The organism is Arthrobacter sp. 05N428_2 (genome assembly GCF_056397065.1).
On record NZ_JBFTMR010000001.1, the window covers coordinates 170,748 to 185,542 of the forward strand.

General features: G+C 66.6%; 15 protein-coding genes. 10 read left to right on the forward strand and 5 right to left on the reverse strand.

Features of this window, described 5'->3' with window-relative positions:
* Positions 1-19 precede the first annotated feature (19 nt).
* Positions 20-844, reverse strand: a complete 825-nt coding sequence (gene nadE, locus AC1DGI_RS00830) for an ammonia-dependent NAD(+) synthetase (protein ID WP_441402980.1) — start codon at positions 842-844, stop codon at positions 20-22.
* A 145-nt stretch (positions 845-989) separates the two neighbouring features.
* Here nadE and AC1DGI_RS00835 point away from each other — a divergent pair, with 145 nt between their 5' ends.
* The 5 genes from AC1DGI_RS00835 to AC1DGI_RS00855 all read left to right on the forward strand — a co-directional run bounded on the left by AC1DGI_RS00835 (position 990) and on the right by AC1DGI_RS00855 (position 5,510).
* Entirely contained in the window at positions 990-2,243 is a 1,254-nt protein-coding gene (locus AC1DGI_RS00835) for an FAD-dependent oxidoreductase (protein WP_476897403.1), read from the forward strand.
* 66 nt (positions 2,244-2,309) lie between these two features.
* Complete coding sequence (gene pyrE, locus AC1DGI_RS00840) at positions 2,310-2,894, forward strand: orotate phosphoribosyltransferase (protein WP_476897404.1); 585 nt, start codon at positions 2,310-2,312, stop codon at positions 2,892-2,894.
* 102 nt (positions 2,895-2,996) lie between these two features.
* Positions 2,997-3,770, forward strand: coding sequence for a GAF and ANTAR domain-containing protein (locus AC1DGI_RS00845; protein WP_476897405.1), 774 nt, complete (start codon positions 2,997-2,999; stop codon positions 3,768-3,770).
* 87 nt (positions 3,771-3,857) lie between these two features.
* The gene (locus tag AC1DGI_RS00850) at positions 3,858-4,409 is read left to right on the forward strand and encodes a hypothetical protein (protein WP_441403453.1); all 552 of its coding nucleotides are present in this window, start codon (positions 3,858-3,860) and stop codon (positions 4,407-4,409) included.
* Between the two features lie 60 nt (positions 4,410-4,469).
* On the forward strand, positions 4,470-5,510 hold the full coding sequence (locus tag AC1DGI_RS00855) for a thioesterase domain-containing protein (protein WP_476897406.1): 1,041 nt from the start codon (positions 4,470-4,472) through the stop codon (positions 5,508-5,510).
* Positions 5,511-5,536: 26 nt separating this feature from the next.
* On the opposite strand, the gene AC1DGI_RS00860 is transcribed toward AC1DGI_RS00855, so the two are convergent.
* Complete coding sequence (locus AC1DGI_RS00860; RefSeq protein WP_441402675.1) at positions 5,537-6,403, reverse strand: HAD-IIA family hydrolase; 867 nt, start codon at positions 6,401-6,403, stop codon at positions 5,537-5,539.
* 109 nt (positions 6,404-6,512) lie between these two features.
* On the opposite strand from AC1DGI_RS00860, the gene AC1DGI_RS00865 reads away from it, so the two are divergent.
* From AC1DGI_RS00865 to AC1DGI_RS00875, 3 genes are all read left to right on the forward strand, one after another.
* On the forward strand, positions 6,513-7,169 hold the full coding sequence (locus tag AC1DGI_RS00865; RefSeq protein ID WP_476897521.1) for a TrmH family RNA methyltransferase: 657 nt from the start codon (positions 6,513-6,515) through the stop codon (positions 7,167-7,169).
* Between the two features lie 157 nt (positions 7,170-7,326).
* Entirely contained in the window at positions 7,327-8,346 is a 1,020-nt protein-coding gene (fbaA, locus tag AC1DGI_RS00870; protein WP_441402676.1) for a class II fructose-bisphosphate aldolase, read from the forward strand.
* A 2-nt stretch (positions 8,347-8,348) separates the two neighbouring features.
* The gene (locus AC1DGI_RS00875; protein ID WP_441402677.1) at positions 8,349-8,774 is read left to right on the forward strand and encodes a DUF3151 domain-containing protein; all 426 of its coding nucleotides are present in this window, start codon (positions 8,349-8,351) and stop codon (positions 8,772-8,774) included.
* 84 nt (positions 8,775-8,858) lie between these two features.
* Here AC1DGI_RS00875 and AC1DGI_RS00880 read toward each other — a convergent pair whose 3' ends face one another.
* The 3 genes from AC1DGI_RS00880 to AC1DGI_RS00890 form a co-directional block, all read right to left on the reverse strand.
* Complete coding sequence (locus AC1DGI_RS00880; RefSeq protein ID WP_441403701.1) at positions 8,859-9,491, reverse strand: uracil-DNA glycosylase family protein; 633 nt, start codon at positions 9,489-9,491, stop codon at positions 8,859-8,861.
* 173 nt (positions 9,492-9,664) lie between these two features.
* Positions 9,665-10,873 carry a cobalamin-independent methionine synthase II family protein gene (locus AC1DGI_RS00885; protein ID WP_476897407.1) on the reverse strand — a complete coding sequence of 403 codons (1,209 nt, stop codon included), beginning with the start codon at positions 10,871-10,873 and terminating at the stop codon, positions 9,665-9,667.
* Positions 10,874-11,122: 249 nt separating this feature from the next.
* Positions 11,123-12,352 carry a multidrug effflux MFS transporter gene (locus AC1DGI_RS00890; RefSeq protein ID WP_476897408.1) on the reverse strand — a complete coding sequence of 410 codons (1,230 nt, stop codon included), beginning with the start codon at positions 12,350-12,352 and terminating at the stop codon, positions 11,123-11,125.
* 223 nt (positions 12,353-12,575) lie between these two features.
* On the opposite strand from AC1DGI_RS00890, the gene AC1DGI_RS00895 reads away from it, so the two are divergent.
* Together AC1DGI_RS00895 and AC1DGI_RS00900 are read left to right on the forward strand one after the other, a co-directional pair.
* Positions 12,576-13,865: an adenylosuccinate synthase gene (locus tag AC1DGI_RS00895; protein WP_476897409.1), complete on the forward strand. Its 1,290-nt coding sequence runs from the start codon at positions 12,576-12,578 to the stop codon at positions 13,863-13,865.
* A gap of 410 nt (positions 13,866-14,275) precedes the next feature.
* The gene (locus AC1DGI_RS00900) at positions 14,276-14,761 is read left to right on the forward strand and encodes a hypothetical protein (RefSeq protein WP_476897410.1); all 486 of its coding nucleotides are present in this window, start codon (positions 14,276-14,278) and stop codon (positions 14,759-14,761) included.
* Positions 14,762-14,795 lie beyond the last annotated feature (34 nt).

Genomic DNA, 14,795 nt, shown 5'->3' on the forward strand with positions numbered 1-14,795 from the left:
TCACGTTCCTTCCGGAGGGCTACAGTATCCACCAAGTGTCGCTGAGCGTGACCGGGACCGTGCGCTTGTGCCGGGTGCGGAGGTATTTTTCCTCGATCCGCTCGGCCACCTCGTCCGCAACGTCCCGGCCTTCGAGGTAGTCGTCGATGTCGTCGTACTTGAGGCCGAGCTCGTCCTCGTCGGTGCGGCCTGGCTTACCGTCGAGCAGGTCAGCGGTGGGCACCTTGTCCCAGACCCGGGCCGGGGCGCCCAGCTCGGCGAGCAGGGCGCGGTTCTGGCGCTTATTGAGTCCGAACAAAGGCAGTATGTCCGCGCCGCCGTCGCCGAATTTCGTGAAGAATCCCGTCACCGATTCGGCACCATGGTCTGTGCCGATGACGAGGTAGTTATGCTCGCCGGCCAGGGCGTACTGGGCAATCATGCGGGAGCGGGCCTTCATGTTTCCCTTGGTGAAATCGGAAACGGGCGCGCCGGTCGTCTTCTCGAACTCGGCCTCGAAGCCCTCCACCGCCGGGGCGACGTTGAAGGTCCACTCGGTCGTGGCGCCGATGAAGTCCAGCGCCGCCTGGGCATCTTCTTCGTCGTGCTGGAATCCGTGGGGGAGCCGCACAGCCACGAAGTTCGCCTCCGTGCCCTCGGCTGCCAGTTCCTCAACGGCCAGCTGGGCCAGTCGTCCGGCAAGCGAGGAATCCAGCCCGCCCGAGATACCCAGGACAAACCCCTTCGTGTGGGTCGCCTTGAGGTATTCCTTCAGGAACGTGACGCGCTTGCGCACCTCCCCGGCCGGGTCGATCCGGGGCTGCACGCCCATTTCTTCAATGATCTTGGCCTGGAGTTCACGCATGCCTCACAGCCTAGCCAGCCTTGTCAATCGGGCTCAACTGTTGCAGGCACGAGGCTGGCGGTGCCTACGTGGCACCGGCGTGCGAGGTGCGCCTCCGCCGCGAAAACCCCTCCCGCGGGCACCCCCGGAGGCGTAGCGTATGGCCATGGAGACGACAGGGTGCGCGGTGGTGGGCGGCGGCCCGGCCGGCATGATGCTTGGCATGCTGCTGGCCCGGGCCGGTGTGCGGGTGACGGTCCTGGAGAAGCATGGAGATTTCCTGCGCGACTTCCGTGGCGACACGGTGCACCCGTCCACAATCCGGCTGATTGACGAGCTGGGCCTGGGCGGAGAGTTCCGCCGGCTGCCGCAGAGCCGACTCAAGAATGTCGTCCTCCCGGTCGCCGGGGGTCCGCCGGTGACCATGGGCGACTTCGACTCGCTGCGGCCGCCGTACAACTACATCGCCATGATGCCGCAGTGGGATTTCCTGAACTTCCTGGCCGCGGCCGCCGCCGAGGAGCCGTCCTTCACACTGCTCATGAGCCACACGGCCACGGGCCTGGTCCGCAACGGGGGCCGCGTCCGCGGCGTCCGCCTCCGGACCCCCGACGGCAGGCAGGACGAACTCCTGGCGGACCTCGTGGTCGCCACGGACGGCCGCCACTCCGTCCTCCGCGCCGCCGCCGGGCTGGCGCCGAAGGAGTTTCCGGTGCCCTTCGACACCTGGTGGTTCCGGTTGCCCCGCTACCCCGCCGAAACCGGCGAGGTGGCCGGGCTGGTACCCGCGTTCGGCCCCGGCGAAGCGCTGGTGTCCCTCACCCGTACTGACTACTACCAGATGGGATACCTCGCCCCGAAAGGCATCGAGGCCAGACTCCGCGCAGAGGGCGTCGAGGGGTTTCGACGGCGGATCGCCGCGCTGCGCCCGGACCTCGCAGACCGCGTTGATGCCATAGGTTCGCTCGATGATCTCCACTGGCTCGACGTGCGCTTGGACCGGCTGCAGTCGTGGCATATCAACGGCCTGCTCTGTATTGGCGACGCCGCGCATGCGATGTCCCCGGCCGGCGGCGTCGGCATCAACCTCGCCATCCAGGACGCCGCGGCGGCGGCACAGTACCTGGCCCCCGCGCTGCTGCGCGGCCGGGTCACCAGGGCGGACCTCCAAGCCGTCGAACGCCGACGGCGGCTGCCCACCGTCATCGTGCAGTCAGCCCAGCGCCTCATGCACCGCGCCGTCTTTGGTCCGGTCATGGCCGGGAAACAGACAAGAGTTCCGGCCGCTGCGCTCTTCGTGGCCCGACACCTGCCGGCGGTCCGCAGAATCATTCCCCGGCTCATCGGCTTCGGGCCGCGGCCGGAGCATGCGCCGGCGTTCGCGCGTCGCGCCGAAGCCCGCCCCCAGCCGTACCCTTAGCCCCGGCGTCGACTCGAGGCCGCTGGTCAGCCGGACGCGGTTGGCCGTGCCACTAAACTGGGTCCCATGACTGCCACCAGTGACTTTGCGGCCGACGCCGCTGCCGCCCGTGCCCGCCTCCTGGAACTGATCAAGGAGCTCGCCGTCGTCCGTGGCAAGGTCACCCTCTCCAGCGGGGCCGAGGCTGACTACTACATCGACCTGCGCCGCATCACGCTGCACCACGAGGCGTCCAAACTCGTGGGCCAGGTCATGCTGTCGCTCATGGATGACGCCGGGATCGACTTCGAGTGCGCCGGCGGGCTTACGATGGGGGCCGACCCGGTGGGCACCGCGGTTATGCGCGCCGCGGTCGACGCCGGGCGTCCCGTGGACGCCTTCGTGGTCCGCAAGGCGCAGAAGTCCTACGGCATGGGCCGCCAGGTCGAGGGGCCCTCGGTCGAGGGCCGCAAAGTCCTGGTTTTGGAGGACACCTCCACTACCGGCGGGTCCGCGCTGACCGCCGTCGAGGGTGTCCGCAAAGCAGGCGGCAACGTCGTCGCCGTGGCAGTGATCGTGGACCGGGACACCGGCGCCAAGGAAAAGATCGAAGCCGAAGCAGGCGTCCCCTACCTGTTCGCCTTCGGCAAGGACGAACTCGGCCTGGGCTAGGGTTCGCCGCCAGCGGACGGGAGTAGACCGGACTTTGGGCGGTGTCTTATCATTTTTGAGACACCCCTCGGTGCCTCACACCCGTAGTTGGAGACATGCGTTATGCTCACGCCCCAGGAAGACCTGAGTTCGGCACCTATCAGTACTGCCGACCAGGTCCAGAACCTCATCCTCGACAGCGCGGACTTCGAAGAGTTCCTCAACGAACTCGCCCGATTCTCCGCCCACCAGGTCGCTGGCGAGGGTGACGACGCGCTCTGCGGGATCACCCTGCTTCGGGACCGGAAGGCGGCGACCATCGGCTGGAGCAGCGACACCGCGCGGGAAGTGGACGAGATCCAGTACCGGCTGGCCCAGGGGCCGTGCCTGACGGCCGCGCAGGAGGAGCGCGAAGTCTACGTGCCCGACCTCTTCGAAGAGGACCGCTGGGGCCCTGACTATGCCAACGCGGTGGCTTCGCACGGACTGCGGTCGGTGCTGTCGGTCCCCTTCCACCTGCAGGGCGAGGCGCAGGCTGCGATGAACCTGTATTCGGACGTGCCGGGCAAATTCGACGGCGACGTCGCCGAGAGGGCCCGCGACTTCACACGCCAGATCTCCCAGGCGCTGCGCATGGCGGTGCGCTTTTCGCTGCACACAGACAGTGCCACGAACCTGCGGGCCACACTCGAGTCCCGCACCGTCATCGACATGGCCATCGGTATCGTGATGGCCCAGAACCGCTGCAGCCAGGACGCGGCGGTGCAGATCCTCACCGACGCGTCGAGCAACGGCAACGTGAAACTGCGGGACATTGCCACCTCGCTGGTGGAATCCGTCGGCGGCTCGGCGACCAAGACGCACTTCCAGGAGCCGGGACGGCAGGCCACGGGATGATCCTGCGGTGACTTGTGCCCGTCCGACCCTGCGGCTACGCTGAGGAAGGTTGAGCCGTCGGCCATAGACACTTTCTTTGGAGTACCTATGGACCAATTTCTTAATGCCCAAGTCAAGCTCGACGTCATCGCAGACGTCATCCGGATCGATGTCCGCGGGAGCCTCAACCACGACTCCCGACCCGACCTGATGCAGCTGATTCAGCGCATCCGCCGCATGGGTATCAGCTCCCACATCCGCGTGGACCTGGCCCAGGCCGGGTTTGTCGAATCAGCAGCCCTTGCCGGCCTGCGTCACGACCTCAACGCCATAGACGGCGGCGCCGGCCAGTTCAAGGTCGCAGGGAACGTCACCGTCGCGGCCGGGGTATCGCTGGAACTGCAGCTGATCGCCGACGACTTCGGCAGGGACCTTCAGCCGCTGGACTTTTCCGCGGATATCCTGGCGTCCATCGATCCTTCCGGAACCCGTCCGCTGGCGCGCTACTCCGACGACGAATTGCTGGCCGCCAGTGACGCGGTCTTCGGCAAGCTGGACGATCCGGACACCGGAGCGCCCTCGGAACTCTTGGCCCGGTACGAGGACCTCAGTCTGGAGATGACCCGGCGAGAATTCGACCGCGAAGCCGAGCCGGCGTAGTCCGGACCACCGCCCTGCCACATTTTCTCCAGCGTGCGCCGCACTGGCTACGGTAGAGGTGTGCCGCGTGAGACGGAAGCGAACGATCGGCGCGGACCGGAGACTGCCGAGGCCCGCGTGCTCCGGCACGCCGCGGAGCTAAAGCGGTTTTCGCGGCGGAACTTCCTCCTCGGCGCGGGTGCTGCCTCCGTCCTGGCCGCGGACATGCTCTTTACCCGCCGGGTGCAGGCCGAGCGGCGGGTCAACAAGGTCCTTACGGTGCCCGACGACGTCGCCGAGCGGTACTTCCCGCGTGCCAGCTGGTTTCTCTTTCCGGGGTACAAGACCAGCTGGGAAGAAGCGCAGTGGATCCTGAACTCGCTGCGCGGTTCGCTGAACAAACGCGGCCAGCTGGCCGCCGTCGGCTATTCCAATGTGGGCCTGGACATCGACAAAATCGTGATCGCCGTCATCGAGCACGTCCGGGCAAATCAGCTCGACACCCTCTACTTCTACGGCCACAGCTTCGGCGGGATGGTCGCAGTCCAGGTCGCCGCCCGCTTGCTGGAACTGCACGGCGTCAAAGTGGCGTTCATCCTGCTCGATTCCAGCCCGGCCAGCAGGTACGACGTCTTGGACCAGAGCTGGTTCGAGGGGGTGGTGTTCCTCTACGAGAGCGGCTTCAGGTTCCCCACGGTGCTGCGCGGCGGCTACGAACTCGGCGAGCGGGTGCTCAACAAGCACGAACGCAGCTGGGGCCAGGTGCTGGACCAGACGTTGGAACAGCTTTCGCCGATCGCCCCGTCCAGCGTGCTGATCCAGACCGAATCGGCGTACATCTACCACTTCGACCTGAACCGCTTCGTCGGCAAGCTCGGGGACGTGAAGATGGCGTTCATCGGCAACCCCGCGGACGATACCGTGAGCTACGAAACGGCACGGGACACCTGGATGCTGCGGTTCAAAGCGAATATGGTCTCGGATTCGCTGCGGACGGACGGGGCCAGGCCCGCGCACGCCAGCCCACAATGGAGTCCCTTTGTCTACCGGCCGCTGATCGAAAAGCTCCAGGACGAGTTCCTGCCGCTGCCCTCCGGTGGCGGCAAGAAGACCGCTTTCTAACCGCTGCCCGGTCCCGGCCGGTGGCCTCAGATCTGGTTCATCAGGTCCGCGACCGAGTTCAGGATCTGGTTGGGCCGGAACGGGTAGGCAGCGATGTCGTTCCGGTGCGTGATGCCGCTGAGGACCAGCACAGTGTGCAGGCCCGCCTCCATGCCGGCGATGATGTCGGTGTCCATCCGGTCCCCGATCATGGCGGTGGTCTCCGAGTGCGCGTCGATCTGGTTCATTGCCGACCGGAACATCATCGGGTTCGGCTTGCCCACAATGTAGGGTTCACGGCCCGTCGCCTTGGTGATCAGCGCGGCGATCGCACCGGTGGCCGGCATCGGGCCGTCCTTGGACGGGCCGGTGGCGTCCGGGTTGGTGGCGATGAACCGCGCGCCGCCCAAAATCAGCCGGATGGCCATGGTGATGGCCTCGAAGGAATAGGTCCGGGTTTCGCCGAGCACCACGAAGTCGGGGTCCTGGTCCGTGAGGATAAAGCCGGCCTCGTGCAGCGCCGTCGTGAGTCCGGCCTCGCCGATCGTGTAGGCGCGGTTGCCGGAGTCCGAACCCCGCACCTGGTCCTTGAGGAACTGGGCCGTGGCCAACGCCGAGGTCCAGATGTTCTCCTCCGGAATTTCCAACCCGGACCCCTTCAGCCGGGCCGCGAGGTCCCGGGGGGTGAAGATGGAATTGTTGGTCAGGACCAGGAACCGCTTGGACGTGTCCACCCAGCGCTGGATAAGATCCGAGGCGCCGGGGATGGGCTGGTTTTCGTGCACCAGCACCCCGTCCATATCCGTCAGCCAGCACTCGATCTCCTGGCCGCTCCGGTACACCGAGGACGAGGAGCGCACGTCGTCGGAATCTGACTGCTGGTCTGTCCCGTGGTCTTCGTATTGATCCGCCATGGTGTCCTCCGCCGATAGTGCCGCCGATAGTGTCCCGCTTCCGCTCCCAGTCTAATGTTGAGTCGTGACCGAACCCGAGACTCCCAGCGAACCCGACGCCGCCAGTACCGTGGCCGCACCGGACGGCGAGCCGGAAGCCAGGGCGGAGGTCGGCGTCGGACCCTGGCAGGGGCAATGGCCGGAGGGCGAGCAGTGGGACCCGGACCTGCTCGCGGATGGCGACCGCCGCAACGTGGTCGACAAGTACCGCTACTGGAAACACGAGGCCATTGTGGCCGAACTGGATTCGCGGCGCCACAACTTCCACATCGCGATCGAAAACTGGCAGCACGACATGAACATCGGCACTGTCGTGCGCACCGCCAACGCGTTCCTGGCCAAGGAAGTCCACATCATCGGACGACGCCGGTGGAACCGCCGCGGCGCGATGGTCACCGACCGCTACCAGCACGTCCGCCACCACCCCACCGTGGATGACTTTGTCGCCTGGGCCCAGGGTGAGGGACTGGCCATCATCGGGATCGACATCTTCCCGGACTCCGTTCCGCTGGAGACCTACGAATTGCCCCGTGACTGCGTTCTGGTGTTCGGCCAAGAGGGCCCGGGTCTCACCCCGGAGGTTCACGCGGCCGCCGTCGACACGCTGTCGATCGAGCAGTTCGGTTCCACCCGGTCCATGAACGCCGCCTCGGCCGCCGCGATCGCGATGCATGCCTGGATCCGCCGGCACGTCTTCGGCCAACTCCCCGGGTTGCTGCAGCCGTGAGAGCACGCCTAAGCGAAGGGGAGCGCCCGGCCGTATTACAGCCCCGCGTGACCATAACCACTGCGGTGGAGGAGGAATGGCTAGGATGGTGCGTAGCCGACGAGGTTCACTCCAGGGTCAATCCAGCCCGCAGACGAAATTCACTTTAGGAGTCAGCATGCCCATTGCAACCCCAGAGATCTACGCCGAGATGATCGACCGCGCAAAGACGGGCGGCTTCGCGTTCCCGGCAGTCAACGTCACCTCCTCCCAGACCCTGAACGCGGCCCTGCGCGGCTTCGCCGAGGCAGAGTCCGACGGCATCGTCCAGGTCTCCACCGGCGGCGCTGCCTACTGGTCCGGCGCCTCCACCAAGGACATGGTGGCAGGCTCCCTGGGCTTCGCCGCGTTCGCCCGCGAGGTCGCCAAGAACTACGGCGTCAACATCGCCCTGCACACGGACCATTGCCCCAAGGACAAGCTGGACGGCTTCGTCCTGCCGCTGCTCGCCGCCTCCGAAGCCGAGGTGAAGGCCGGCCGCAACCCGATCTTCAACTCGCACATGTGGGACGGCTCGGCCGAGACCCTGCAGGAAAACCTCCGGATCGCCCGCGAACTGCTCGCGCGCACCGCAGCCGCCAAGATGATCCTCGAGGTCGAGATCGGCACCGTCGGCGGCGAAGAGGACGGCGTCGAGAACGCCATCAACGACAAGCTGTACACCACGGTGGAGGACGCCCTGGCGACCATCGACGCGCTAGGTTCCGGCGAGAACGGCCGCTACATCACGGCCCTGACCTTCGGCAACGTGCACGGCGTCTACAAGCCCGGCGGCGTCAAGCTCCGCCCGGAGATCCTCAAGGACATCCAGGAGCAGGTCGGCGCGAAGATCGGCAAGGCCAACCCGTTCGACCTCGTCTTCCACGGCGGCTCCGGCTCCTCCGAGCAGGAAATCGCGGACGCCGTCTCCTACGGCGTGATCAAGATGAACATCGACACCGACACCCAGTACGCCTACACCCGCCCGGTCGCGGATCACATGTTGCGTAACTACGACGGCGTCCTGAAGGTTGACGGCGAGGTCGGCAACAAGAAGCTCTACGACCCGCGCGTGTGGGGTGCGGCGGCCGAGGCGGGTCTGGCCGCCCGAGTGGTCGAAGCAGCCCAGCAGCTCGGTTCCACCGGCAAGACGTTCTAGCCGTGTCTGACGAGTTCCGCAAAAACCTGATGGGCCCGGAGCCCACGCTGCTACCTGCCGAGACCGAGGTCTACGCAGGACTGGAAGCGGGCCAGGAAGCCCTGGACCTGGTGGAGCAGCACCCGACGTCCTCGCTGCTCTGGGCCGTACTGGCCGAGGAAGCGTGGAAGGAAGGACGGACCATCGATTCCTACGCCTACTCCCGGGTCGGCTACCACCGCGGCCTGGACTCGCTGCGCCGCAACGGCTGGCGCGGCGTCGGTCCCATCCCGTGGGAGCACGAACCCAACCGCGGCTTCCTGCGCGCCCTCTACTCGCTGGGTCGCGCCTCCGCGGCGATCGGCGAGGCCGAGGAGCCGGAGCGGATCGAGAAGTTCCTCAAGGACTCCGACCCCACCGCCAAGGCAGCCATCGAAGCCGAAGGCTGACACAGCAATAACGAACGTTAACGACGACGGCGGGCGCTCACCTTTCGGTGGGCGCCCGCCGTCGTTGTTGCGTGCTGGGTGGGATCAGTTGGCCTTCGCCAGCCCGGTGCGGGCCATCGCGTCGGCGTAGACGACGCGCATTTCCTCGAGGTACTGTTCCTGGCGGGCGGGGGTTCCGGCGAACGCGCGACCACTGAGCGAGCGGACCTTGTACGTCTTCAGGCCACGGCGCCAGATCATCGGCACTTCGGTCTTGAGCAGCAGGTTGGCCAGCCGGTTGGCCTCGGTGCCGTGCGCCACGATCACGGAGGCGCGCGGGACCAGGGCGAGGAATTTCAGCAGGGGCTTGAGGCCGGCCGAGATCTGGTCCGGGGTGAACTTGCCGTTCGGCTCGCCGGGCACGTGCCACGGGTGGACGTTCCACGGCATGACGAACTCGGGACGGAGACCCAGCTTCCACTGCAGGCCCAGCATCCGGGTGACGGCTTCGTCGTCGCCGGGGGTGATGAAACCGGACGGATCCGCGGTCCCGATGTTGGAGTGCAGGCTGATGATCCGGCATTCATCGATGTCGTGGACGGGATCGACGTAGGGGACCGTGGTGCCAGCTTTGTTGGCCTGCAGTGCGTCGCACAGTTCGTTGACCGGCGCGACGTTAGCTTCGTAACGGCGGCTGAGGAGCTGTTCGCGGAAATTTTCTGTGGCCAGGGCTGTCATGTATTGCTGGGTCTCCTGCGGGATTGGTAAAGCTGCCAGACCGGCCGCGGGCACGCCAAAGGAGGGGCACTCTTTGGCCGGTGTGGTTTGAAAATGTGGTGTGGACCGATTCGTGTTCGGTCATTACCAGTCTATCAAGCCCCGCGAAATGCCCGGTAAGGGTCAGTGGCCGGCTACCAGAGACGCTTGCTGGCCCGCCGGGCGCCCTCGCCGAGCGCCTCGAGTTTGGCGACGGCGATCTGCGGATGGACGCGGCCGCCGAGCCCGCAGTCAGTGGAGGCGATAACGTTTTCGCGGCCCACCAGTTCCGCGAAGCGCACGATCCGGTCCGCGACCAGATCCGGGTGCTCCACGACGTTGGTGGCGTGCGAGACGACCCCGGGAATGATCGACTTGCCCTCGGGCAGCGGGTTGTCCTGCCAGACTCGCCATTCGTGTTCGTGCCGCACGTTGGCCGCCTCGAAGGAGTACGCGCCGGCGTTGATCTGCAGCACCGAGCCGATGATATCCGCGAACGGGATGTCCGTGGTGTGCGGGCCATGCCAGGAGCCCCAGCAGACGTGCAGCCGGATCTTGTCCTGCGGCAGATCGCGCAGCGCCCAGTTGGTCGCTTCGACCCGGAGTTGGATGAACTTCAGGTAGTCCTCGAGGCTCGGCTCCGGGTTGATCTGGTCCCAGCTCTCGGCCAGGGAGGGGTCGTCGAGTTGGACGGTCAGTCCGGCGTCGATGATGGCCTTGTACTCCTCACGCATGGCGTCGGCGCAGGCGTACAGGAGTTCCTCGTCGCTCTGGTAGAACTCGTTGGCCACCCGGGCGCAGGAGCCGGGGGAGAGCGAAGCGACGAACCCCTCGGTGAGGCCGGCCGCGGCCAGGCCGGTCTTGAGGTTGGCGATGTCCGAGGCCACAAGTGCCTGCCCGGTGTATGTCAGCGGGCCCGCGATCTTGGGTTGCGTGACGCTCTTCCGGTGGGCCAGGATCCCGGAGGAGGGGTCGTTGTAGGCGTCGTTGAACGTCTGCCGGTCGCGGCGGTCCGGGAAGGACGTCAGGACGATATGTCCCGGCGAAGATCGGTGCACCTTGGAGTCGGCCCAGCGGTCCACTTCGGTCGGTTCCAAACCGCCGAGCCGGGAGAAGGAGTAGTTCCACCATGCGCCATAGTCCACCGAGCTGGACATCGTGTGCCCGTACTCGCCGTCGTTCGGGATGTCGATCCCCAGGTCCTTCTGGCGCTGGACGATGTCCACCACGGAAGTCTCCAGCAGATCCAGGAACTCGGGCGTGATTCCGTCGGTTTCCTTGGCTTCGTTCGCCGCGATCAGCTCGGGCGTGCGGGGCAATGAGCCGGCATGGGTGACGCGGATGTGGTCGGTGTTCTGGGGCATGGCGCGGTTTTCCTTCCATCGGTCCTGGCGGTAGCACCGTAGCCGGTCACCAGACCGCGGGAAGCGGGGGATGGTCCGGCTGGGTTGCTGCGGCGTCAACGGTCCAGGTCCCTCGGCCGCTCGGGATGGTCCCTCCCAGTTAAATGCAGCGGCGGGAAAGTGGCAAACCTGCGGCGGATTGTGTCATTGCACGGGGAATGGGAGCCGGTTGACGCCTTGCGGTCCTGGGCATCCCGGCCGCACGGTTCCTCACCGGGTCAGTCGACGTCCGGCCATCACGGCGCCCACCGCGAGAAGCGAACACGCGGCCATGGAGACGGCCATCGGGATGGCACTGTGCTGGCCGCCCACGCCGGTCAGCGGGGAGACGAGCCCGCCCAGGAGGAACTGGACGAGGCCCAACATCGCGGATCCGGCCCCGGCCCGGCCGGGGACGCGTCCCTGGGCGAGGGCAGTGGCGTTGCCCATGATGAAGCCAATGCAGGACTGGGTGAGGAACAACTGCAGCAGGGTGGTCCAGCCGGCGATTCCCGCCAGGATCAACGCCAGGCCTGCGACGTTGACGGCGCACAGCACCACTACCGCGCTGAGCAGGATCACGCCGGGTGCCAGCCGGTCCACTAGCCGGGTGTTGATCAGCGCCGCCATGATCATCCCGCAGGCATTGACCGCGAAGATGACCGAATAACCTATCGCCGAATAGCCGAGCACATTCTGCACCACAAACGACGACGCGGAAATATAGGAGAACAAGGCGCCGAAGGTAAAGCCGAACGCCAGCGCATAGGCCATGAAGGACTGGTTGCGCAGCACCGACCACGAGGCTTCCACCACCGCCTTGACGCCGCCCCGTCGTCGCTTGTGCAGGGGCACGGTTTCCGGAACCACCAGAACGGAACTCGCCAGCATCAGCGCGCCGAAGCCGGTCAATGCCCAGAACACCGCCTGCCATGGCGCGACGGTGGCAATTACGCCGCCGAGCAGGGGCGCCACGACGGGGGCAAGCGAGGTAATGGTCGCCAGCATTGAGTAGAGCTTGGCTGCAGTCCGCCCGGTGGCCAGGTCCGACACGACGGCCCGGGCGATCACCACGCCGGCCGCCCCAGCCACGCCCTGGAGTCCGCGCAGCGCCAGTACCAGCTCGATGCTCGGAGCGAGCGCGAGCGCAACGGAGCTGAGCAGGAAGAGCACATTACCCGCGACCATCAGCCGGTGCCGGCCGACGACGTCGGAGATGGGCCCCAGCAGGAACTGGCCCACGGCCATCCCGACCATGTAGGTGGTCAGCGTGAGCTGCACCACGGAGGTCGGCGTCCGGAAGTACCCGGCCATCCCGGGCATGGACGCGAGGTACATGTCGGTGGCCATCGGGCTGACCGCGCTCAGGATCCCCAGCGCCAGCAGCAGCAGGATCCGGTCCTTTCCCCCCGGGAGATTCAGCCGGGACCGGAACCGGTCCTTGTCGTGGGGAGAGTCCATGGAGTTTTTCTTTCGGCTGCGTATTCCGGACGGTAGGCTCAAAAACCCAATTTGAACACGACCGCAGGTCCGCAGGCTAAACTTGGGTGGTAAGAGCCCCGGACTCTGGCGTTGATGGTGGGAGCACAGCGGTAGATTCGGGGCATTCTCATGAACGGCGCTGAGCTGCGGCGACCACCTGGTCCACCACACAGTTCGGCCCGAACGAATGGGGGAGGATCCCATGCCAGCAATCGTGATCGTCGGAGCCCAATGGGGCGACGAAGGCAAAGGTAAGGCCACCGACCTGCTCGGCGGCCGAGTCGACTACGTGGTCAAGCCCAACGGTGGCAACAACGCCGGGCACACCGTCGTCGTGGGCGGTGAGAAGTATGAGCTGAAGCTCCTTCCGGCCGGCATCCTGAGCCCCAACGCGGTCCCGGTGATCGGCAACGGCTGCGTGGTGAACCTCGAAGCCCTGTTCCAGGAGATCGATGGCCTCGAGGCCCGCGGTGCGGACACCTCCAGGCTTCGGGTCTCTGCCAACGCGCACCTCGTCGCTCCCTACCACCAGGTGCTGGACAAGGTCACCGAGCGGTTCCTGGGCAGCCGCGCGATCGGCACCACCGGCCGCGGCATCGGCCCGGCCTACATGGACAAGGTGGCCCGCCTCGGCATCCGCGTCCAGGACGTCTTCGACGCCTCCATCCTGCGGCAGAAGGTCGAAGGCTCGCTGCGGCAGAAGAACGAACTGCTGGTCAAGGTCTACAACCGCCGTGACATCGAAGTCGACGAGATTGTCGAATACTTCCTGTCCTTCGCCGAACGCCTCCGCCCGCTGGTCGTGGACAGCACCTTCCTGCTGAACACCGCGCTGGACGAGGGCAAGGTGGTCCTCATGGAGGGCGGCCAGGCCACGTTCCTTGACGTCGACCACGGCACCTACCCGTTCGTGACGTCCTCCAACCCGACCGCCGGCGGCGCCTCCGTGGGCTCCGGCATCGGCCCCACCCGGATCTCCCGCTCCATCGGCATCATCAAGGCGTACACCACCCGTGTGGGCGCCGGGCCGTTCCCCACCGAACTGTTCGACGACATGGGCCTGTACCTGCAGAAGACCGGCGGCGAGTTCGGCGTCAACACCGGCCGGCCGCGCCGCTGCGGCTGGTACGACGCCGTGCTGGCGCGCCAGGCCTCCCGCGTGAACGGGTTCACCGACTACTTCGTCACCAAGCTCGACGTGCTCACCGGGATCGAACAGATCCCGGTCTGCGTGGCGTATGACGTCGACGGCGTCCGGCACGACGAAATGCCGATGACCCAGACCGAGTTCCACCACGCCAAGCCGATCTTCGAATACTTCGAGGGCTGGACCGAGGACATCACGGGCGCGCGGACCCTGGCCGACCTCCCCGAGAATGCCCGGAACTACGTCCTGGCACTCGAGAAGCTCTCCGGCACGCGGTTCTCCGCAATCGGCGTCGGCCCGGACCGCGACCAGACCATCGTGATCAACGATCTGATCAACGACTGACGCTGCACGCACCGACGCTCCACGAGCTGGCGCACGACGGCGGCGGGTCACCCGGAAGGGCGGCCCGCCGCCGTCGTCGTTGAAGCCGGCCGCGGAAATCCCGCCCGCCCGGCCATTCCTGAAGGGGCGAAAAAAGGAATTTCGATTACCCCGTAACCTTTCGGGGCCACCGGGCGATTACTCCTTTGTAAGCGCCGCCCGGAGCCTGGTCCCCCCATCAGGACCGGCCGGCGTTGAAGAGAATGTTCCGGCGGCGCCTGCCCCATCAGGCGCCAAGGACTTCGCGAGAAGATCCGACGGGCGCCTGTCCCCATCAGGCGCCGACAGGGTCTCGAATGTAAGTGCCGGCTGGCGCCTGCCCCCATCAGGCGCCGGCCAGCCTTCAACAAACCAAAGGATGTTCATTTTTCATGAAGAGTGTTAGCAAGACCACCAAGTTCGCTGTCGCCGCCGCTGTCCTCGCTGTCGGAGGCTTCTCCGGGATCGGCCTGGCCAACGCGGCCCAGCTGTCCAGCACCCAGCAGGCTGAAGTGACCCCCGCCGTGCCCGCCACCCCGGCCGTTCCCGCCGTTCCGGCCACCCCCGCCTTGCCGTCCACCCCCGCCGTTCCCGCCGTGCCCGCCACCCCCGCCGTGCCGGCCACTCCCGCCGTTCCCGCCACCCCGAACGTTGACGGCTCCGCCAAGGGCGACGCCGACGTCGAGGGTACCGAAGGTGCCGCCGAAGGCACTGTGTCCGCAGATAAGGACGGCGTGAGCGTCGAAGGTGCCGCCAACGCCAAGGGCGCTGCCGAAGCCAAGGCCCACGCAGGCGTAACCGTCGCTACCCCGGGCGCCAAGGGCGTCCCCGCCGTTCCGGCCGCTCCCTCGGCCGAGCTGCCCAAGCTCGACAAGTAAGCAAAGAGTCCCTCTTTTGAGGGGCGACGGGGTG

What these genes read in the sequence shown, in the direction of transcription:
- nadE (WP_441402980.1), bottom strand. Translation starts at nt 844, where the DNA reads ATGCGTGAACTCCAGGCCAAGATCATTGAAGAAATGGGCGTGCAGCCC.
- AC1DGI_RS00835 (WP_476897403.1), top strand. Translation starts at nt 990, where the DNA reads ATGGAGACGACAGGGTGCGCGGTGGTGGGCGGCGGCCCGGCCGGCATG.
- pyrE (WP_476897404.1), top strand. Translation starts at nt 2,310, where the DNA reads ATGACTGCCACCAGTGACTTTGCGGCCGACGCCGCTGCCGCCCGTGCC.
- AC1DGI_RS00845 (WP_476897405.1), top strand. Translation starts at nt 2,997, where the DNA reads ATGCTCACGCCCCAGGAAGACCTGAGTTCGGCACCTATCAGTACTGCC.
- AC1DGI_RS00850 (WP_441403453.1), top strand. Translation starts at nt 3,858, where the DNA reads ATGGACCAATTTCTTAATGCCCAAGTCAAGCTCGACGTCATCGCAGAC.
- AC1DGI_RS00860 (WP_441402675.1), bottom strand. Translation starts at nt 6,403, where the DNA reads ATGGCGGATCAATACGAAGACCACGGGACAGACCAGCAGTCAGATTCC.
- fbaA (WP_441402676.1), top strand. Translation starts at nt 7,327, where the DNA reads ATGCCCATTGCAACCCCAGAGATCTACGCCGAGATGATCGACCGCGCA.
- AC1DGI_RS00880 (WP_441403701.1), bottom strand. Translation starts at nt 9,491, where the DNA reads ATGACAGCCCTGGCCACAGAAAATTTCCGCGAACAGCTCCTCAGCCGC.
- AC1DGI_RS00885 (WP_476897407.1), bottom strand. Translation starts at nt 10,873, where the DNA reads ATGCCCCAGAACACCGACCACATCCGCGTCACCCATGCCGGCTCATTG.
- AC1DGI_RS00890 (WP_476897408.1), bottom strand. Translation starts at nt 12,352, where the DNA reads ATGGACTCTCCCCACGACAAGGACCGGTTCCGGTCCCGGCTGAATCTC.
- AC1DGI_RS00895 (WP_476897409.1), top strand. Translation starts at nt 12,576, where the DNA reads ATGCCAGCAATCGTGATCGTCGGAGCCCAATGGGGCGACGAAGGCAAA.
- AC1DGI_RS00900 (WP_476897410.1), top strand. Translation starts at nt 14,276, where the DNA reads ATGAAGAGTGTTAGCAAGACCACCAAGTTCGCTGTCGCCGCCGCTGTC.